Raw genomic sequence first — 16,085 nt, 5'->3', positions numbered from 1 at the left:
CAGGCCGTAGCCCGGCGCGGTCCAGGGGCGCCCGGCAATCGGTCCGCCGAGCAGGCGTGGCGTCTGCATCGCCTGCAACAGTGCCGGGGGCAGCAGGTCCCCGCTCAGCAGGCGTTCCAGAAGCAGCGCCGCCTGCGCCAAGGGACCGACCAGCAGCCCGTGGTACACCCAGCCCGGGTCGTAGTCCGGGCAGTCGCCCATCGCCACTGTTGCCAGGTCGGCGCGAGTGCGGGCCAGGCGCACATCCGACACCTTCAGGGGCGCCAGTACGCGCTGGCTCAGGGCCTGGTGCAACGCCAGGCCGCTGACCCGCTCGATCACCCGGGTCAGCCACAGATAACCGACGTTGGAGTACCCCCAGCCACTGCCCGGTGGGTAGCGCAGGCGCCCGGCATCCAGGCGTTGCAGCATCTCATCGGCCGACCACGGCGTGTCATGCCGGGCCACGGCGGTGTGGTAATCCGCCAGCTCGCTGTAATCGGCCAACCCGGCTTCGTGGCGCAGCAATTGGCGCAGGCTGAACGGCCCTTCGGCCAGCGGTTCGTCGAGGGTCAGCAGTCCGTCACGCACCAGGGACAGGGCGGTCGCCGCGAGCACGGTCTTGGTGAAACTCCACCAGGGGATGACGGCGTCGGGTTGCGTGGCGGGGATGAGGTGGCCGTTGGCGACGAGGGAGAAATTCATGGGCGAGGTCTACACACGGTCGGTCTTGGAGGGGCCAATGTTCGCTCCGCTATGGCGAAGGAGCTTACTCCCTCGCCACAGGTGCACGGCAGGCCGCCCGTGAACGGATTACGCCGTTTGCCGGCGCATGGTCAGGATGGCGCTGCCGAAGAAGATGAACGTGGAGCCCACTACGCGGTTGACCCACTTGGAAAACGCCGGCCGGGTCAGTACGCCCTTGGCCCGCGAGGCCAGCAGCGCGTAGATGCTGAGGGAGATCAGCGACAAGGCCATGAAGATCAGGGTCAGGATGAAAAACTGCGGCACCAGCGCCGCGTTCTGATCGATGAATTGCGGGAACAGCGCAGTGAAGAAAATCGTCGCCTTGGGGTTGGTGGCGGCGGTCAGGAATGCCGACTTGAACAGCTTCGAGCGCGGCGGCATCTGGCCCTCGGGGCTCCCGTCGCTGTTGGCCGAAAGCACCGGCTCCTTCTTCAACAGGTGCTTGGCGCCCAGGTAAAACAGGTAGCCGGCACCGGCGATTTTCACCGCGTTGAAGATGATTTCGGAGCTGGCGATCAACGCCCCAAGGCCCAGCATCGCCGCCGCGGACATGCAAAACAGGCCGCTGACATTGCCCAGCGACGACCACAGGGTCGATTTGGCGCCGTAGGCCACGCTGTTGTGCAAGGCCACCAGGGTGGCCGGGCCAGGGCTGGCGATGGAGATTGCCGCGACCAGGGTGTAGGTCAAAACCGAGTGAACATCCATTTCATGACTCGCTGTAAGAAGACGTCGAATTCTATAGGGAAAGTGCAGGGCAAATCACCGTTCGGTTTTTGCTCTGCATTTACAGAAAAATGCAGTTGATGCTTATTGCGTCAGGGCTGTTATTCAGACCTGAAGTGCGCTCAGTAAGGATTGGGCTCGGGTGCCTGATATTTCTCCGTCCGCCGCCCACTGCACCATGAAGTCCCCGAGGGTTGGATCAGTGATTGCGGGTAACGAATACCAATGTCCATTCAGGTGAATCTGAATATCCTCTCGGGGGATGGTGATGCAGTTGCTATTGCAGATGATGTATCGGCAGTCGGGGGAGTTTTGTGTGCCGTCGACATAGCTTTGTTTGCCAACTAATGCAGGACTATTTCTTTTATATCGGGCGAGAAAGCAAAGAGTCATCCATTTCGCAGAAGATGAAAAATGATCTGTGTCCGAGTCGGTGATTTTCAAGTGATAGTCGTTGATTTTCTTTGTTACGAAGGCGAGCGAGTCGTAGTAGTAAAACACATACACCAGATTCCCGGCCGCAGCAGCTCTAATGGGAGCATTCATTTTTAGATCTTGGGGTAGCGTCCCGCTCGCGCCAGCGCTATTTCGGCAGGTAACGGTGAACTCGGTTGAGAAGTATTTGCTCCACTTCTCGGCGGCCTCCGTCCGGTAATAGAAATCTGCAGGGTTTTCCAGGTCGCAGTTAGCCAGACCGCCCAGATACTCCTCAAACGTCTGGGCGATCGGGCTGCTCTGAACCACGTTCTGCGGTTGTTCTGGCGCCGGGTTATTAAGCCTCAACAGTTCTTTGATCCATGCGAGCATATGAAAGATTCGTCCCTGTAAGTCAGTGTTTAGTGAGTGACTAGCGTCGATCCAGCCAGTAGTTGTGCAGGCTGCGCGCCGCCGGTTCGATGGCTGCCACGCGCTGATTGTGCAGGGCCACGTTGAGGTCGGCCGGTAGTTCGAAGTTGTCCTGTTCGGCGCACTCGATGATCGATTGCAGCAGGGCGGCCTGGGGCGCCGGCATTTGCGGCCAGTTGCCTACGGCGACGCCGCGCAGGTAACCGAAGCACCATTCTTCGGCCAGGGTCAGGGGCTGGCCCTGGTGTTCGGTGGTTTCAAAACGTGCCTTGAAGGCCGAGGCGTCCAGTGCCAGCTGGCTGGCCAGGGTGTTCATGTGGCGCACGCAGAGTTCGATGAACTGCTTGCCTTGTTCCGGGCTGTCCCAGTCCGGGTTCTGCCCGCCCCAGATGGCCGGGAACCACTCGGCGATGTCGACCCGCGCAGGGCTGGAGACCAGGGCGCTGAAGTAGCCGTCGAGTTCCGAAGGGTTGAGCACCGAGTGATCGTCACCGTATTGCAGCAGGGTGTTCTCGATCACGTCGAAGTCAGCGGCGTTCAAGGGTTGATCTGGCATGGCAATGATCCTTGGCAAGTCGGGGCGCCAGGGCGACGCCGTGTTTGAAAAAGTCGCGGAGGATGGCCCTTGTGGCGATTTTTTTCCAGCGCCGATTATCCACCGGCGCTCGCCGGTCGCGGGCCAGGGCGGTCGGGTTCAGGCCTGGCTGCGAAAATGCCCCGCTCCCAGGCGCCATACCGAAAACCACACATCATCCGCCGGGGCGTAGCGCTCCAGGGGGATCGGCCGCTCCTGCAACGGGTCGTCCGGGGCGAATACTTCAAGCTCCCAGGGGAAATCCGGGTTGTACGAGAGGCTGTACTCGGGGTACGGGCTGGCGAGGGTGTAGTGGATCGAATACACCATCAGCGGTGAGCCCTGGAGTTGGTTGTGGGCATACAGCGTCCAGAATTCGCTCATCTGCGGCCGGCTGACCTGCTCGGCAAAGGCCAGGGCGGCGGGCAGGTCGTCCCAGGCGGCCTGTACCGTTTGCTGGGCCAGGGCGATACGCGCGGCGGGGGACTGGCCCTTGGCGTACTCGACGTAGATCAGGGTGGTGGCGAACTGGAACTCGCACTGGGTGATGCTCGGGTTAACGTCCCAGTGGCCGATCATGTGCTGGTCCAGCAGTTCGATTTTCATGGGGCAGGCTCGGGTCATGGGTCAGAAAAGCGCAAGCGGTTAGCGGTCGCGATTGGCTGGCCAGGTGGCGGTCGGGAAGTAGGCCTCCAGGCCCGGTTCCTGGTGGTCCACGCCGTTGCGGGTCCAGTAGCAGCTCAGGCGGCTGTAGTTATCCAGGTCGCCACGCACCAGGCACGTGGCGCCGTGCCCCGGCCAACTGAAGGCCAGTACATCGGCTTCGGCCATGGTGGCCCGCTCCACCTTGCCAATGGCGGTGGTGGTCTGGCCATTGATGGTTTTGACCAGGGTCAGGGCGCCGTTGCTGAAGGTGATTTCTGCGCTGCCGGAGTAGGCCGCGCCGCCGTCGGGCGCCTGGCCGATCAAGGCGTAATGGCCGGGCACCATGGAGTAATACAGGTGTTCGTCGGCGGCGGTGTCGGCCACGGCGCTGGCGCTGGCCAGCAGTAGGCCGAGCAGGGCGCACAGACCAGGGATGCGCTGCATGCAGGTACGTTCCTTGTAGAAAATCGAGCGTGAACAGTCGGTGATGGGGCAAGTCCCGGGTTGCCTGAACGCGCCTGGCAACCTTCAGACCGTCACACCGTGGCGCATTATAAATACCGACAGTAAAAGCACCAGCAGGGTGGTGATGGCGGCGTAGCAGGCACCCAAGCCGAGCTTGACCAGCAGCATGTCATCGACCGCCCTGTAGCCGATGGAAGCCCCGAACAGGGCTGCGGCCGCGGCGCCGGCGATAAGGATGCAGCCGCTCCTCATGCCCGGGGCCAACAGCGGGATCAGAACCAGGTGGGTGCTGCTGATCAGGATGACGAAGATCGCAATGATCTTGAGGGTGAGAACCATGCTGTCTCGGGTGCTGTTCATGGTGACGCGCTCCGATAGCAAAGCCTGTGGCCTTGCCGGGTTATTCCTTACTCCCTGTTCCTTGTGTACCTGAAGAAGTGGTAGCTCGGCGGTCGAGTGTCCCTGCTGCCGAGTGCAATGACTCATCCCGAAAACGGGATGCATCACATTCTAGATTAGGCGCCGCACCGCGTTTTAGACGACTTTGCGACGGACGTGCATGGTCGGCACTCCCTGGCAGGCCCACCACCTCGCCTGTTGCGGTGTGCCCGCCGATCCAGCGTTCGTCGAAATCGATGATGTTGCGCAGCCTGGCCACGGTGACCGGCACGACCGTCCTCTAATCAATTGCCGGGTTTAATAAGAAGCATTACTATTCACGCCCCCAGTCCCCCAGCACACCGCGATGACTCCCCAGCCGCCCCGCAGACCAGGCTTTTTCGAGTACTACGAAGAGTTGATCGGCACCTGGACGCGTCGGCTGAAGAACCGTCAGCAGGCTGAAGACCTGGCCCACGACACCTTTGTCCGGGTGCTGGAGTCGGACCCGGCCAAGGTCGAGCAGCCGCGGGCCTATCTGCACCAGACCGCGCGCAACATTGCGGTGGACGGCTATCGTCGCGACGACCGGCGCGGGGCCATGGAACTGGAAGCGATTCATCACAGCGCGCCGCCGACCGGCGACCCGGAGCATTTCATGCACGCGATCCAGCTTGCTGACTCCATTGAACAGGCCCTTGCCGAGTTGCCGCTGAACTGCCGCAAGGCGTTTGTCTGGCAGAAGATCGAAGGCCTGACCCAGGCGGAAATCGCCGAGCGCCTGGGCCTGTCAAAAAACATGGTGGAAAAGTATATGATCCGCACCCTGCGGCATTTGCGTGACCGCCTGGACGGGCCGATGCCATGAACCGCCGAGACTTTTCACCCTCTGCCAAACAGGAACTTCCATGATGGATAGCCATGATTGCGCGTGCGGACCGGCGACGGTGCGCGATGAGGCGGCGCTGTGGTTCGTGCGTCTGCAAGAGCCCGCGCTGAGCGCTGAAGAGCGGCAGGGGTTCGACGCCTGGCTGGCTGAGCACCCGCAGCACCAGGATGAATTTCAACTGCTGCAGACCCTGTGGAGCGCCAGCGACCTGTTGCCCAGGGAACGTTTGCAGGCCCTGTGCAAAGACCCGGCTCCACCGGCCCGGCGCCGTCCGGTGTTGCGTTACGCCCTGGCGGCCAGTGTGCTGGCGGTGGCCCTGGGGCTGGGGTTGTTCAGTGGCCTGACCCCCTCGGCCTCCTACCGCGCGGAGTTTGCCACCGCCCTGGGCGAGCGCCGCCATGTGGCGCTGCCGGACGGTTCGCAGATCGACCTCAACAGCCGCAGTCGTTTGCAGGTGCGCTACGAAAAAGGCCAACGCCATATCGAATTGAGCGAAGGCGAGGCCATGTTCAGCGTCGAGCACGACAGCAGCCGACCCTTTGTGGTGGCCGCCGGGCAGGGCCGGGTCACGGTCACCGGGACCCGCTTCGATGTGCGCCGCGAGGCCGACCAGACCCGGGTGGCCGTGGAGCAGGGCACGGTCAAGGTGCAGGGGCGCGACGCCGCCGAAGGTGATGTTGTCAGCCTCAGCGCTGGCCTCGGCACGCGGATCGACAGCCACGGCACGGTGGCTGCGCCCTATGCGGTCGACCCCGAGGCACTCACGGCCTGGCGCAACGGCAAGCTGGTGTTCAACAACGCGAGCCTGGCTGAAGTGGCGGCTGAGGTGTCGCGTTATCGCCAGCAACCGCTGCGCGTCGACAACCCGGCGGTGGCCAATCTGCGGCTGACCAGTGTGTTCCGCTGCGACGACACCGACGCCCTGCTCAAGGCTTTGCCCAGCATCCTGCCAGTGGCAGTGCGAACCCATGCCGATGGCAGCCAGGAAATAATTGCGCGTTAGATTCAGGTTTTTTTCGAGTTCATCGTCTTCTTGTCCAACTGCAACTGGTTTGCATTAACAGCCGCACTTCTTTGCGCTCAACAGGACAAGCTGCGACGTGAATAACCTCGATCTCAACCACCCCAACCGTGCCCTGCCGACTTCACGCTGGCTGCCGCTGGCCCTGGCCCTGGCGGTCAGCGCCGGCCTGCCCCAGGCCCATGCCGAGCAGGCACCGAGTGCGATTCACATCCAGGCCCAGCCCCTGGCCCAGGCCCTGAGCCAGCTGGGCCTGCAGACCTCGCTGCAGGTGTTTTTCAGCCCCGAGCTGGTGGCCGGCAAACAGGCCCCGGCGGTGCAGGGCAGCCTGTCGCCGGAGCAGGCCCTGCGCCAGTTGCTCCAGGGCAGCGGCCTGGCCTACCGGATCGACGGCAGTTCGGTGACCCTGAGCCCGGCGCCTGCGGCCAATGCGCCGCTGGAGCTGGGCGTCACCGACATCAAGGTGGTGGGAGACTGGCTGGGGGATGCCAACGCCGCCGTGGTGCAAAACCACCCGGGGGCGCGCACGGTGATCCGCCGCGAAGCCATGGTCGAGCAGGGCGCAATGAATGTCGGCGATGTGTTGCGCCGGGTGCCCGGGGTCCAGGTGCAGGACGCCAACGGCACCGGCGGCAGTGATATTTCCCTGAACGTCGGGGTGCGCGGCCTGACCTCGCGCCTGTCGCCGCGCTCCACGGTGCTGATCGATGGCGTGCCGGCGGCGTTCGCGCCCTATGGCCAGCCGCAGCTGTCCATGGCGCCGATTTCGACCGGCAACCTCGACAGCATCGACGTGGTACGGGGCGCCGGTTCCGTGCGCTATGGGCCGCAGAACGTCGGCGGGGTGATCAACTTCGTGACCCGGGCCATTCCCGAGCACGCCACCGGGGAAATCGGCACCACCCTGGAAACCTCCCGCAGTGGCGGCTGGAAGCATATCGACAGCGCCTTCCTGGGCGGCACCGCCGACAACGGCATGGGGGTGGCGCTCCTGTATTCCGGGGTCAACGGCAATGGCTACCGGCGCAGCAACAACGGCAACGACATCGACGATGTGATCCTCAAGACCCACTGGGCGCCGACCGATCAGGACGATTTCTCGCTGAATTTCCATTACTACGACGCCACCGCCGACATGCCCGGCGGCCTGACCCGGAAACAGTACGACGCCGATCCCTACCAGTCCGACCGCGACTGGGACACCTTCAGCGGCCGGCGCAAGGATGTGTCGTTCAAGTACCTGCGCCAGATCGACGACCGCACCCAGTTCGAAGTGCTGACCTACTACTCCGACAGTTTCCGTGGCAGCAACATTGCCGCGCGCGACCAGAAGACCCTGGTGTCCTACCCGCGCACCTACTACACCTTCGGCGTCGAGCCACGGCTGTCCCATGTGTTCGACCTGGGGCCGACCACCCAGGAAGCCAGCGTCGGTTATCGCTACCTCAAGGAAGGCATGCATGAGCAGGCCAGTGCCCTGGAGCTGATCAACAACCAGCCGGTGGCCACCGCCAAGGCCGACGGCCATGTGTACCAGGACCGTACCGGCGGCACCGAGGCCAATGCGTTCTACTTCGATGACAAGATCGATGTCGGTAACTGGACCCTCACCCCGGGCATTCGCTTCGAGAGCATCCGCACCGAATGGCACGACCGCCCGGTCATGGGCGGCCAGGGCACCACGGGCGCGCGAGTGCCGGAGAAGCGCCGCGAGATCAGCAGCAACGAACCGCTGCCGGCCCTGAGCGTGATGTATCACCTGTCCGATGCCTGGAAGCTGTTCGCCAACTACGAAACCTCGTTCGGCAGCCTGCAGTACTTCCAGCTGGGCCAGGGCGGCGTCGGCGACCAGACCGCCAACGGCCTGAACCCGGAGAAAGCCAAGACCTACGAAATCGGCACGCGCTACAACGATGAGGTGTGGGGCGGGGAGCTGACGGCGTTCTACATCGACTTCTCCGACGAGCTGCAATACATCAGCAACGACGTGGGCTGGACCAACCTCGGGGCCACCCAGCACCAGGGCCTGGAAGCCTCGGTGCGTTACGACCTGGGGACGCTCGACCCACGGCTGGACGGCCTGACCGCGAATGCCGGCTTCACCTATACCCGGGCCACCTACCAGGGCGGCAGCGACGCCTTCAAGGACCGCGACCTGCCGTTCTATTCGCGGCAGGTGGCGACCCTCGGCCTGCGCTACGACATCAACCGCTGGACCTATAACGTCGATGCGTTCGCCCAGTCCAAACAGCGTTCGCCGGGGAGCATGGTCAACACCAATGGCAGCTTCAACAACAACTACATCACCGAAGGCACCGCGGACGGGCAGTACGGCGATATCCCCGGCTACGTGACCTGGAACCTGCGCGGCGGCTATGACTTCGGTTCGCAGTTGTCGAACCTCAAGCTCGGCGCCGGGGTGAAAAACATCTTCGACCGCCAGTACTACACCCGCTCCAGCGACAACAACTCCGGGCTCTATGTCGGTGCCCCACGGACCTTCTTCGTCCAGGCCAGCGTCGGCTTCTGATGCCCGCGCCCGGCACCCGGGTGGGTGCCGGGCCTTTCTGTCAGCGGGTGGCAGTGCCTGGCGTCGCTGCCTGGCGCCCACCGTGCATCAGCAGGTGCGCCACCAGGCCGGCCACTAGCCCCCAGAAGGCGCCGCCGACACCGAGCAAGGTCACATTGGCCGCGGTGGCCAGGAAGGTGATCAGTGCGGTTTCCCGGGTGCGCACCTCGGCCATGGCGTTGGCCAGGCTGCCACCGATGGCGCCGAGCAATGCCAGGCCGGCCAGGGTCGTGACAAAGGTGCGTGGCAGGATCATGAACAGGCTCGCCAGGGTCACCCCGAACACCCCCACCAGCACATAGAACAGGCCGCAGGCCAGGCCGGCGATATACCGCTTGCCGGGTTGCGGGTGGGCGTCCGGGCCGGTGCAGATGGCGGCGGTGATGGCGGCGACGTTGAAAGCATGGGCCCCGAACGGCGCCATCAGCAGCGACCCCAGGCCGGTGATGCCGAGGATCGGGTTGGCGCTGGTCTTGAAGCCGTCATTGCGCAGCACCAGCATGCCGGGCATGTACTGGCCGGTCAGGGTGATGACGAACAGCGGCAGGGCCACACCGAGGAAGGCGCCCATGGAGAACTGCGGCCGTTCAAACACCGGCGCCGCCAGGCTCAGGTGGACGCTGTGCAGGTCGACGCGCTCCTGGAGCAGCAACAGGGCCATGCCGATCGCCAGGATCCCGACCACCGCAAAACGCGAGGTGAAGCGCCGCAACAGCGCATAGGCCACCACCAGCACAATCACCAGCAACGGGTCGGCACTCGCGCCGCCAAAGGCATTGATCCCGAATTGCAGCAGGATCCCCGCCAGCAGCCCGGCGGCGATGCCCCCGGGGATCAGCCGCACCAGGCGCTCGAAGGCCCCCGACAGGCCCAGCAGAATAAAGCCGATGGCGCTGATCACGTAGGCGCCGATGACTTCGCTGTAGGGGGTGAAGGGCATGATCGTCGCCAGAAAGGCCACCCCCGGCGTCGACCAGGCGGTGATGATCGGCTCGCGGTAGCGGTAGCTCAGCCAGGCGCCGGTCAGGCCGACGCCGATGCTCACCGACCAGACCCAGGACGCGGTCTGGGCCGGGCTCAGGTGGCCCAGTTGCGCGGCCTGGAACACCAGGACAAAGGTGCCGCCGTAATTGACGATGACCGAAATCAGCGCGGCGAGGATGGGGGCCAGCAAGTCGCTGGGGCGTAGGGCGGTGTGGGGCATGGGCTCGTTCCTGGCTGAGGGGGCCGCGGGCTTGCGTGAGCAGGCGGGCGCGGCCCTGGCGTTGAAGAGCGCTAGCTTAGGCGGGCAGTGGTGGTTTCAATCAGTCCGGTTTTGCGATCAGCAGCAGACCACTTTGCAGGGTGAGCCCTAACGTTGCAGAGCCTTGGCCAGGCGCTGCATGGCGCTGTCGATCTCGTGGGGCGTCAGCGCGGAAAACCCCAGCAGCCAGCCACCATTGGCCGGCGGCCGGGCATACAGGCGGCTCAGCCCGGGCAGCTGGAGGCCGGCGCGGGCGGCCAGGGTGATGGTCTCGGCCTCGTTCCAGCCTTCGGCCAGCAGGCAGGGCATTTGCAGACCGCCGGGGGGCAACTGGGCCTGGACGATACCCGCCAGATGCCGGCCGACGGCTGCGGCCATGGCCTCGCGGCGCACGGCGTAGATCTTGCGCATGGCCCGCACATGGGCGCCGAAATGGCCGCCGTCGATAAACCGCGCCAGGGTCAACTGGGCGATCTGCGGCGTGTGGCCATCGAGGATGCTGCGGGCGTAGGTCATGGGCGCCACCAGCTCTCGGGGCAACACCATGAAACCCATGCGCAGGCCGGGGTACAGCGACTTGCTGAAGGTGCCCACGTACAGGGTGCGCTGGTAGCGGTCCAGGCCCTGGACGCAGGCCGTGGGCAGGCCTTCGTAGTGGAACTGGCTGTCGTAGTCGTCTTCGATGATCCAGCCCTGGCGCTCGGCGGCCCAGGCGGTCAGTTCCAGGCGCCGATCCAGGGCCAGGGTCACGCCCGTGGGGTATTGGTGCGAAGGCGTCACATACAGGGTGTTGGCGCCGCTGCGATCAGCCTGCAACTGCTCGGTGTTCAGGCCGTGGCGGTCGACTGCGATGGGCACCACCTTGAGCTGGGCCATTTCGAAAGCCTTGCGCGCGCCGAAATAGCCCGGGTCTTCCATCAGGATCGGTTGCCCGGCATCCACCAGCACCTGGGCGCAGAGGTACAGGGCCTGGCGGGTGCTGCTCAGCACCAGCACCTGGTCGGCACTGACCCGGGCCCCGCGTTCCAGGTTCAGGTAGCCGGCGATGGCCTGGCGCAGGGGCTCGGCGCCCTGGGGGTCGCCGTGCAGCATGCCGCTGTGCTGGCAATCCTTCTGGGCCTGGCGTTGCAGGCGCTCCCAGAGCGCCAACGGAAAGCTGCGGGTTTCCGGCAGCCCGGTGACAAAGGCCTGGACCCTCTGCTGGTCGGTCACGCCGCCGCTGGCGAGGATCTGTGCGCCGCGCTGGCTGAGTGCCGGGGCGACCACCGCCGGGGTCGATCGAGGCGCGCCGGCGCGGCGTTTTTTCTGTGGCTGGCCGTGCAGGTCGGGGCCGATCTTGCTCGACACGTAACTGCCCGAACCCGGGCGCCGGCAGATGTAGCCGTCCAGTTGCAACTGGACGTAGGCCATTTCCACGGTGTCGCGGGACAGGTTCAGCGAGCTGGACAGGCTGCGGGTGGCAGGCAGGCGGCAGCCGGGAGGCAGCACCCCGTCCAGGATCAGCTGGCGCAGGGCGCGCTGTACCCGCACGCGCAGTTCCAGGGCGTGCAACGCCGGGTCGGCGATGCGCATCTTCAGGGTGTCGAGCTCGAAGTTGAGCTTCATGACCGGCGCCACGCCGCGGGGCAAGCGGTTGGGGTGTTCACACTTTCAACACTTTGCCGCTGGCCGCCACCCCCAGCAGCATCACCGCGATCAGGGCGAAGGCCATGCTGAGGCTGCTGCCGTGGGCGATAAACCCGATCACGGCCGGGCCGGCGAGAATCCCGGCATACCCCAGGGTGGTGATGGCCGGGACCGCGATGCTTTCGGGCATGACTGTTTGTTTGCCCACGGCGGTGTACAGCACCGGCACGATGTTCGAGCAACCGGCGCCGACCAGGGCGTAGCCCACCAGCGCCGCCTCCCAGGCCGGGGCCAGGGTGGCCAGCAACAGGCCGGCCGCGGCGGTCAGGCCACCGAACACAATGACCCGCCGGGCCCCCAGCTTGTGCACGATGACGTCGCCGGTCAGGCGGCCGACCGTCATGGTCAGGGCGAAGGCGGCATAACCGAGGCCGGCATAGGCGGCGTCGAGGTTGCGCTCGGCGGTGAGGAACACCGCGCTCCAGTCCAGCACCGCGCCCTCGGCGAGAAACACGATAAAGCACAGGCAACCGATAAACAGCACCACGCCATGGGGGATGGCAAAGGCCGGGCCGCTGCTCTGGCTGCCGTAGGGCAGCATGTGCGGCGCGGCCTTGAACAGCGCGATCAACATCAACAGCACCACCACCAGGGTCGCGCCCAGCGGCGCCAGGCCCAGGCCGAGCAAGGCGCTGACCCCGGCGGCGCCGACAATCCCGCCGAGGCTGAACAGACCGTGAAAGCCCGACATCATGGTCTTGCCGCTGGCCCGCTCGACGATCACCGCTTGCAGGTTGACCGTGGAATCGACGCAGCCCAGGCCGGCGCCAAACATAAACAACGCCCCCACCAGCAGCGGGATCGAGGTCACAGTGGCCAGCAGCGGCAGGGCCAGGCAGATCAGCAGCGTACCGCCGGCCATGACCCGGCGGCAGCCGAAGCGCGAGGCCAGGGCACCGGCGACCGGCATCGAAATGATCGAGCCCACCCCCAGGCACAGCAGCAACAGGCCCAGCGTGCCCTCATCCAGCCCGGCGCGGGCCTTGGCGTAAGGCACCAGTGGCGCCCAGGCGGCGATGCCGAAACCGGCGATAAAAAAGGCGATGCGCGTCGACATCTGTTCGAGACGGCCGGGAGCGGCCTGGGTATGGGGGTTGCTGGCTGTCATAAAAGTCCTTGGCGGTGACCCGGGGCAGCACCTGATGCGGTTGCTGCCGGGTTAGCCGATGCGCCGAATTCACGACCCATTGCCGATACACCTGTGATGCGGGTTAACAGAAAAAAGCGTGCGCGCAACAGGCCCACGCCGAAAAACCGCCACATCCTTGCACATCGAACCGCGTCCCGCGAGTGGGGCAAGGAAGTGGTGATCCTGGCGTTGATGTGACGCGCCCGGCAATCAAGGCCCGGCGAATAGCCCTGTGAACCGCCATCAACGTAGGGAGGGCGACTCGCCCACTCATGCACTGTCGCCGAAGTCCTGCGCTTGAAGCTTGTCGCTTGCCACTTGAAGCTCGCCCTGCGTTCCCCCGCCCAGCGCCTGGGCCAGGTAGTCGACAAACACGCGGATTTTCTGCGGTACATGGCGGTTGCTGGCGAACAGGGCGTAGATCTGGGTGCGGGCCAGTGCCTGTTCCGGCAGCACTTGCAGCAACTGCCCGCTGTGCAGCAGGGGCTTGGCCACAAACGAGGGCAGGGCGCCGATACCCAGGCCGGCGAGCAGCATGTCGGCGAGCAGCAGGCTGTTGTCCACCGCCAGGCGTACCGGCAGCTCCAGGCGGGTGGCGCCGTCCTGGCCCTCAAGTGGCCAGATGCCGGGGTGTTCGGCCTGGCGATAGGCCAGGCAGGCGTGTTGGCGCAGGTCGTCGACGGTTTGCGGGGTGCCGTGGGCCTGGAGGTAGGCCGGGGCGGCGCAGATCACCTGCTCGACTTGCCCCAGGCGCCGGGCGATCAATGCCGAGTCGGCCCACTGGCTGCGGATGCGCAGCGACACATCGAAGCCTTCGCCCACCCCCTCCTGCACCCGGTCGCCCAGGCTCAGCTCAACCTGCAACTGCGGGTAGTGCTGCATAAAACTGGCAAGGATCGGCGACAGCACCTTGAGCCCGAACGACAGCGGCGCATTGATCCGCAGACGGCCGCTGGGGGCGTTGGCCCCGACCTGGGTGGCGCGTTCCAGGGCGTCGAATTCATCGAGCAGGTGACAGCATTCAACGAAGTACGCCTGGCCGGCTTCCGACAGGCTCATGCTGCGGGTGGTGCGGATGATCAGCAGGTTGCCCAGGCGCTCTTCCAGTTGTCGCACCTGCTTGCTCACGGCGGCGGTGGACTGTTGCAGGTCGACTGCGGCGAGGTTGAAGCTGCCCCGCTGCACTACCCGGCGAAAGGTACGCATGGCTGCCAACACATCCATATTGTTTCTCCCTGGTTGAATATCGAGCAATCAAGGGCGCGATTATCCCTAAAAAACCACTCAATGCCATGGGCATGTCCATCACGGCGCTGCAACTGCCCGCTGTTGTGTGCTCAACTGCTCGCCCCTTGATGGCTTGTCTGGAGCGCTCCATGTCCACGAAACAACCCTTGCTCGAACTGTCCAACCCCGCCGGCCTGTACGACCCCACCGCCAATGGCTACTCCCACGTGGCCCGAGTCGCTGCCGGCGCGCGCTTGCTGTTCATCGCCGGCCAGGGCGGCGAAAACGCCAACAGCGAGCTGTCCAGCGACTTCGCCGAGCAGGTGAACCAGGCCCTGGAGAATCTGCAGATTGCCTTGCGCGCGGGCGGTGCCGAAGTCAGCCAGGTGGCCAAGCTCACGGTGCTGATCGTCGATCACAGCCATGAGCGACTGGAGCTCTTCGGCGCGGCCTTGCATCGGATGTGGGGGGATGCGCCAAAGCCGGCCTGCACCTTGATCCCGGTGCCGCGCCTGGCCCTGGACGGCATGCTGTTCGAGATCGAGGCGACGGCAGTCCTGGCCGGCTGACGGGTCGGCGCTGTTAGAACAGCGGCAGGTTGTAGCTCAGGAACAGCCGGGTCTGATCGACATCAGGGCCGGCCTGACTGCGCAGCGAAGCATGGCGCCAGGTCAGGCCCAGGCCCTTGAGCGCGCCGCTTTGCAGGACATAGGCCAGGGTCAGGTCGCGCTCCCATTCCTCCAGCGCACCCAGGCTGGACTGGATATTGCGGCCCTTGAGGTAAATCAGCGAGCCGCTCAGCCCCGGCACCCCGTAGCGGGCGAAATCCACCGCGTAGTGCGCCAGCCAGGTGCGTTCCCCGGCCCGGGTGAAGCTGTTGAGCTGGCGGTCGGTGATCAGGTAGTGGTCGCTGCCGTTGCCCTGGTTGGGTTGGACAAAGTTGCTGCGCCCGCTCAGTTGCTGGTAGCCGCCGCCGAGGCTGTGACCCGCCAGGCTGTAGGTGAGCATGGCGCTCCAGGTGCGGTTGTGGATTTCGCCCCGGGTGCTGCCGCTCTGGCCGTTGTCGCCGGGGTAGAAACCGCTGGCGGTGTAGCCCTGGGCCCGGCCCTGGGCGCTGGCGTTGTGCCCTGAGGACGAGGTGTAGAAGTAGCGCAGGTCGCTCTTCAGGCTGCCCACTGCCAGGTCCCGGCTGTCGGTCAGGCCGAGGAAGTGCTGCTGGTAGAAGTCCTCCAGGTTGCCGTAGTAGTACTGCGCCAGCAGGGCCTTGGACAGGCTGTAGTCCAGGCCGGCGAAGTTGAAGGCATTGCTGTCCCGGGCGGGGGCGGCGCTGGTGCTGCCCGAGGCCCGGCGCGCGCTGTTGGCGCCGTTGACCGAGAGGTTGTCGCTGTGGGTTTGCGAGCGCCCCTTGGCCTGTTGCAGCTGGCCGGCGACCAGGGTCAGATTCGCGAAGTCCTTGACCGTGATTTGCCCGCCTTCAAAGGTCTGCGGCAGCAGGCGCCCGTCGTTGGCCTTGATCACCGGCAGGCGCGGCAGCAAGGTGCCGAGCCGTGCCTCGGTCTGGCCCAGGCGCGCCTTTGCGGTCAGGCCCAGGCTGCTGTATTCGTCCTGGGCGCGGCCGTCGTGCTGCAGCGGGAACAGCGCCCCCGGCCCCCGTGATTGCCCGGCCTTGCCGGCCCGGCCACCGGAGTCCAGGCGCAGGCCCAGCAGGCCGATGGCGTCCACCCCGAACCCGAGCGTGCCGGGGCTGAAGCCGGACTGATAATCCAGGCGCAGGCCCTGGCCCCATTCCCGGGCCTGGCCGCTGGTGCCCTCGCGGTTGTCCTGGTTGATGTAGAAGTTACGCAGCGACAGGTTGGCGTGGCTGTCGTCGATAAAACCCTCGGCTGCCGACTCGGGCAGGTACAGCAGCGGCAGGCAGCCGGCAGCAAGCAGGGTGCGAAAGATACGAGACATAGTGATCA

Annotated in this window: 16 protein-coding genes; 4 read left to right on the top strand and 12 right to left on the bottom strand. The window is 65.2% G+C overall.

Annotated features, from left to right (window positions below):
* The 7 genes from CF161_RS23575 to CF161_RS23545 form a co-directional block, all read right to left on the bottom strand.
* The coding region (locus CF161_RS23575) for a serine hydrolase (RefSeq protein WP_020299133.1) at positions 1–684 on the bottom strand (684 nt) is incomplete at its 3' end.
* A 108-nt stretch (positions 685–792) separates the two neighbouring features.
* Complete coding sequence (locus CF161_RS23570; RefSeq protein WP_020299132.1) at positions 793–1,434, bottom strand: LysE family translocator; 642 nt, start codon at positions 1,432–1,434, stop codon at positions 793–795.
* A 123-nt stretch (positions 1,435–1,557) separates the two neighbouring features.
* Positions 1,558–2,259 (bottom strand): hypothetical protein, encoded by a 702-nt coding sequence (locus CF161_RS23565; RefSeq protein ID WP_020299131.1) that lies wholly within the window; start codon positions 2,257–2,259, stop codon positions 1,558–1,560.
* A 40-nt stretch (positions 2,260–2,299) separates the two neighbouring features.
* Entirely contained in the window at positions 2,300–2,854 is a 555-nt protein-coding gene (locus tag CF161_RS23560; protein ID WP_020299130.1) for a UPF0149 family protein, read from the bottom strand.
* A 138-nt stretch (positions 2,855–2,992) separates the two neighbouring features.
* Positions 2,993–3,478, bottom strand: a complete 486-nt coding sequence (locus tag CF161_RS23555; RefSeq protein ID WP_020299129.1) for a hypothetical protein — start codon at positions 3,476–3,478, stop codon at positions 2,993–2,995.
* 39 nt (positions 3,479–3,517) lie between these two features.
* The gene (locus CF161_RS23550) at positions 3,518–3,961 is read right to left on the bottom strand and encodes a hypothetical protein (RefSeq protein ID WP_020299128.1); all 444 of its coding nucleotides are present in this window, start codon (positions 3,959–3,961) and stop codon (positions 3,518–3,520) included.
* A gap of 84 nt (positions 3,962–4,045) precedes the next feature.
* The gene (locus CF161_RS23545) at positions 4,046–4,342 is read right to left on the bottom strand and encodes a hypothetical protein (RefSeq protein WP_020299127.1); all 297 of its coding nucleotides are present in this window, start codon (positions 4,340–4,342) and stop codon (positions 4,046–4,048) included.
* A 385-nt stretch (positions 4,343–4,727) separates the two neighbouring features.
* Between CF161_RS23545 and CF161_RS23540 the strand changes: the two genes are divergently transcribed.
* From CF161_RS23540 to CF161_RS23530, 3 genes are all read left to right on the top strand, one after another.
* Positions 4,728–5,228 carry a sigma-70 family RNA polymerase sigma factor gene (locus CF161_RS23540; RefSeq protein ID WP_020299126.1) on the top strand — a complete coding sequence of 167 codons (501 nt, stop codon included), beginning with the start codon at positions 4,728–4,730 and terminating at the stop codon, positions 5,226–5,228.
* 40 nt (positions 5,229–5,268) lie between these two features.
* Positions 5,269–6,252: a FecR family protein gene (locus tag CF161_RS23535; protein WP_043230225.1), complete on the top strand. Its 984-nt coding sequence runs from the start codon at positions 5,269–5,271 to the stop codon at positions 6,250–6,252.
* Between the two features lie 97 nt (positions 6,253–6,349).
* Complete coding sequence (locus CF161_RS23530) at positions 6,350–8,800, top strand: TonB-dependent receptor (protein ID WP_020299124.1); 2,451 nt, start codon at positions 6,350–6,352, stop codon at positions 8,798–8,800.
* 40 nt (positions 8,801–8,840) lie between these two features.
* On the opposite strand, the gene CF161_RS23525 is transcribed toward CF161_RS23530, so the two are convergent.
* The 4 genes from CF161_RS23525 to CF161_RS23510 form a co-directional block, all read right to left on the bottom strand.
* On the bottom strand, positions 8,841–10,043 hold the full coding sequence (locus CF161_RS23525; RefSeq protein ID WP_020299123.1) for a benzoate/H(+) symporter BenE family transporter: 1,203 nt from the start codon (positions 10,041–10,043) through the stop codon (positions 8,841–8,843).
* A 147-nt stretch (positions 10,044–10,190) separates the two neighbouring features.
* The gene (locus CF161_RS23520) at positions 10,191–11,687 is read right to left on the bottom strand and encodes a PLP-dependent aminotransferase family protein (RefSeq protein ID WP_020299121.1); all 1,497 of its coding nucleotides are present in this window, start codon (positions 11,685–11,687) and stop codon (positions 10,191–10,193) included.
* A 37-nt stretch (positions 11,688–11,724) separates the two neighbouring features.
* Positions 11,725–12,876, bottom strand: coding sequence for an MFS transporter (locus CF161_RS23515; protein WP_020299120.1), 1,152 nt, complete (start codon positions 12,874–12,876; stop codon positions 11,725–11,727).
* Positions 12,877–13,167: 291 nt separating this feature from the next.
* Positions 13,168–14,121, bottom strand: a complete 954-nt coding sequence (locus tag CF161_RS23510) for a LysR family transcriptional regulator (protein ID WP_020299119.1) — start codon at positions 14,119–14,121, stop codon at positions 13,168–13,170.
* A 152-nt stretch (positions 14,122–14,273) separates the two neighbouring features.
* On the opposite strand from CF161_RS23510, the gene CF161_RS23505 reads away from it, so the two are divergent.
* The gene (locus CF161_RS23505; RefSeq protein ID WP_020299118.1) at positions 14,274–14,693 is read left to right on the top strand and encodes a RidA family protein; all 420 of its coding nucleotides are present in this window, start codon (positions 14,274–14,276) and stop codon (positions 14,691–14,693) included.
* A 13-nt stretch (positions 14,694–14,706) separates the two neighbouring features.
* Here CF161_RS23505 and CF161_RS23500 read toward each other — a convergent pair whose 3' ends face one another.
* Complete coding sequence (locus tag CF161_RS23500) at positions 14,707–16,077, bottom strand: OprD family porin (protein ID WP_020299117.1); 1,371 nt, start codon at positions 16,075–16,077, stop codon at positions 14,707–14,709.
* Positions 16,078–16,085 lie beyond the last annotated feature (8 nt).

Origin of the sequence: Pseudomonas sp. CF161, assembly GCF_000416215.1 — a bacterium.
GTDB lineage: Bacteria > Pseudomonadota > Gammaproteobacteria > Pseudomonadales > Pseudomonadaceae > Aquipseudomonas.
The sequence above is the reverse complement of the archived record's forward strand: the minus strand, read 5'-3'. Positions and strand labels throughout refer to the sequence as shown.

Bases quoted from the DNA above. Each gene is read 5' to 3' on its own strand.
- CF161_RS23570 (WP_020299132.1), bottom strand. From the start codon at position 1,434: ATGGATGTTCACTCGGTTTTGACCTACACCCTGGTCGCGGCAATCTCC.
- CF161_RS23565 (WP_020299131.1), bottom strand. From the start codon at position 2,259: ATGCTCGCATGGATCAAAGAACTGTTGAGGCTTAATAACCCGGCGCCA.
- CF161_RS23560 (WP_020299130.1), bottom strand. From the start codon at position 2,854: ATGCCAGATCAACCCTTGAACGCCGCTGACTTCGACGTGATCGAGAAC.
- CF161_RS23555 (WP_020299129.1), bottom strand. From the start codon at position 3,478: ATGAAAATCGAACTGCTGGACCAGCACATGATCGGCCACTGGGACGTT.
- CF161_RS23550 (WP_020299128.1), bottom strand. From the start codon at position 3,961: ATGCAGCGCATCCCTGGTCTGTGCGCCCTGCTCGGCCTACTGCTGGCC.
- CF161_RS23545 (WP_020299127.1), bottom strand. From the start codon at position 4,342: ATGAACAGCACCCGAGACAGCATGGTTCTCACCCTCAAGATCATTGCG.
- CF161_RS23540 (WP_020299126.1), top strand. From the start codon at position 4,728: ATGACTCCCCAGCCGCCCCGCAGACCAGGCTTTTTCGAGTACTACGAA.
- CF161_RS23535 (WP_043230225.1), top strand. From the start codon at position 5,269: ATGATGGATAGCCATGATTGCGCGTGCGGACCGGCGACGGTGCGCGAT.
- CF161_RS23525 (WP_020299123.1), bottom strand. From the start codon at position 10,043: ATGCCCCACACCGCCCTACGCCCCAGCGACTTGCTGGCCCCCATCCTC.
- CF161_RS23520 (WP_020299121.1), bottom strand. From the start codon at position 11,687: ATGAAGCTCAACTTCGAGCTCGACACCCTGAAGATGCGCATCGCCGAC.
- CF161_RS23515 (WP_020299120.1), bottom strand. From the start codon at position 12,876: ATGACAGCCAGCAACCCCCATACCCAGGCCGCTCCCGGCCGTCTCGAA.
- CF161_RS23510 (WP_020299119.1), bottom strand. From the start codon at position 14,121: ATGGATGTGTTGGCAGCCATGCGTACCTTTCGCCGGGTAGTGCAGCGG.
- CF161_RS23505 (WP_020299118.1), top strand. From the start codon at position 14,274: ATGTCCACGAAACAACCCTTGCTCGAACTGTCCAACCCCGCCGGCCTG.
- CF161_RS23500 (WP_020299117.1), bottom strand. From the start codon at position 16,077: ATGTCTCGTATCTTTCGCACCCTGCTTGCTGCCGGCTGCCTGCCGCTG.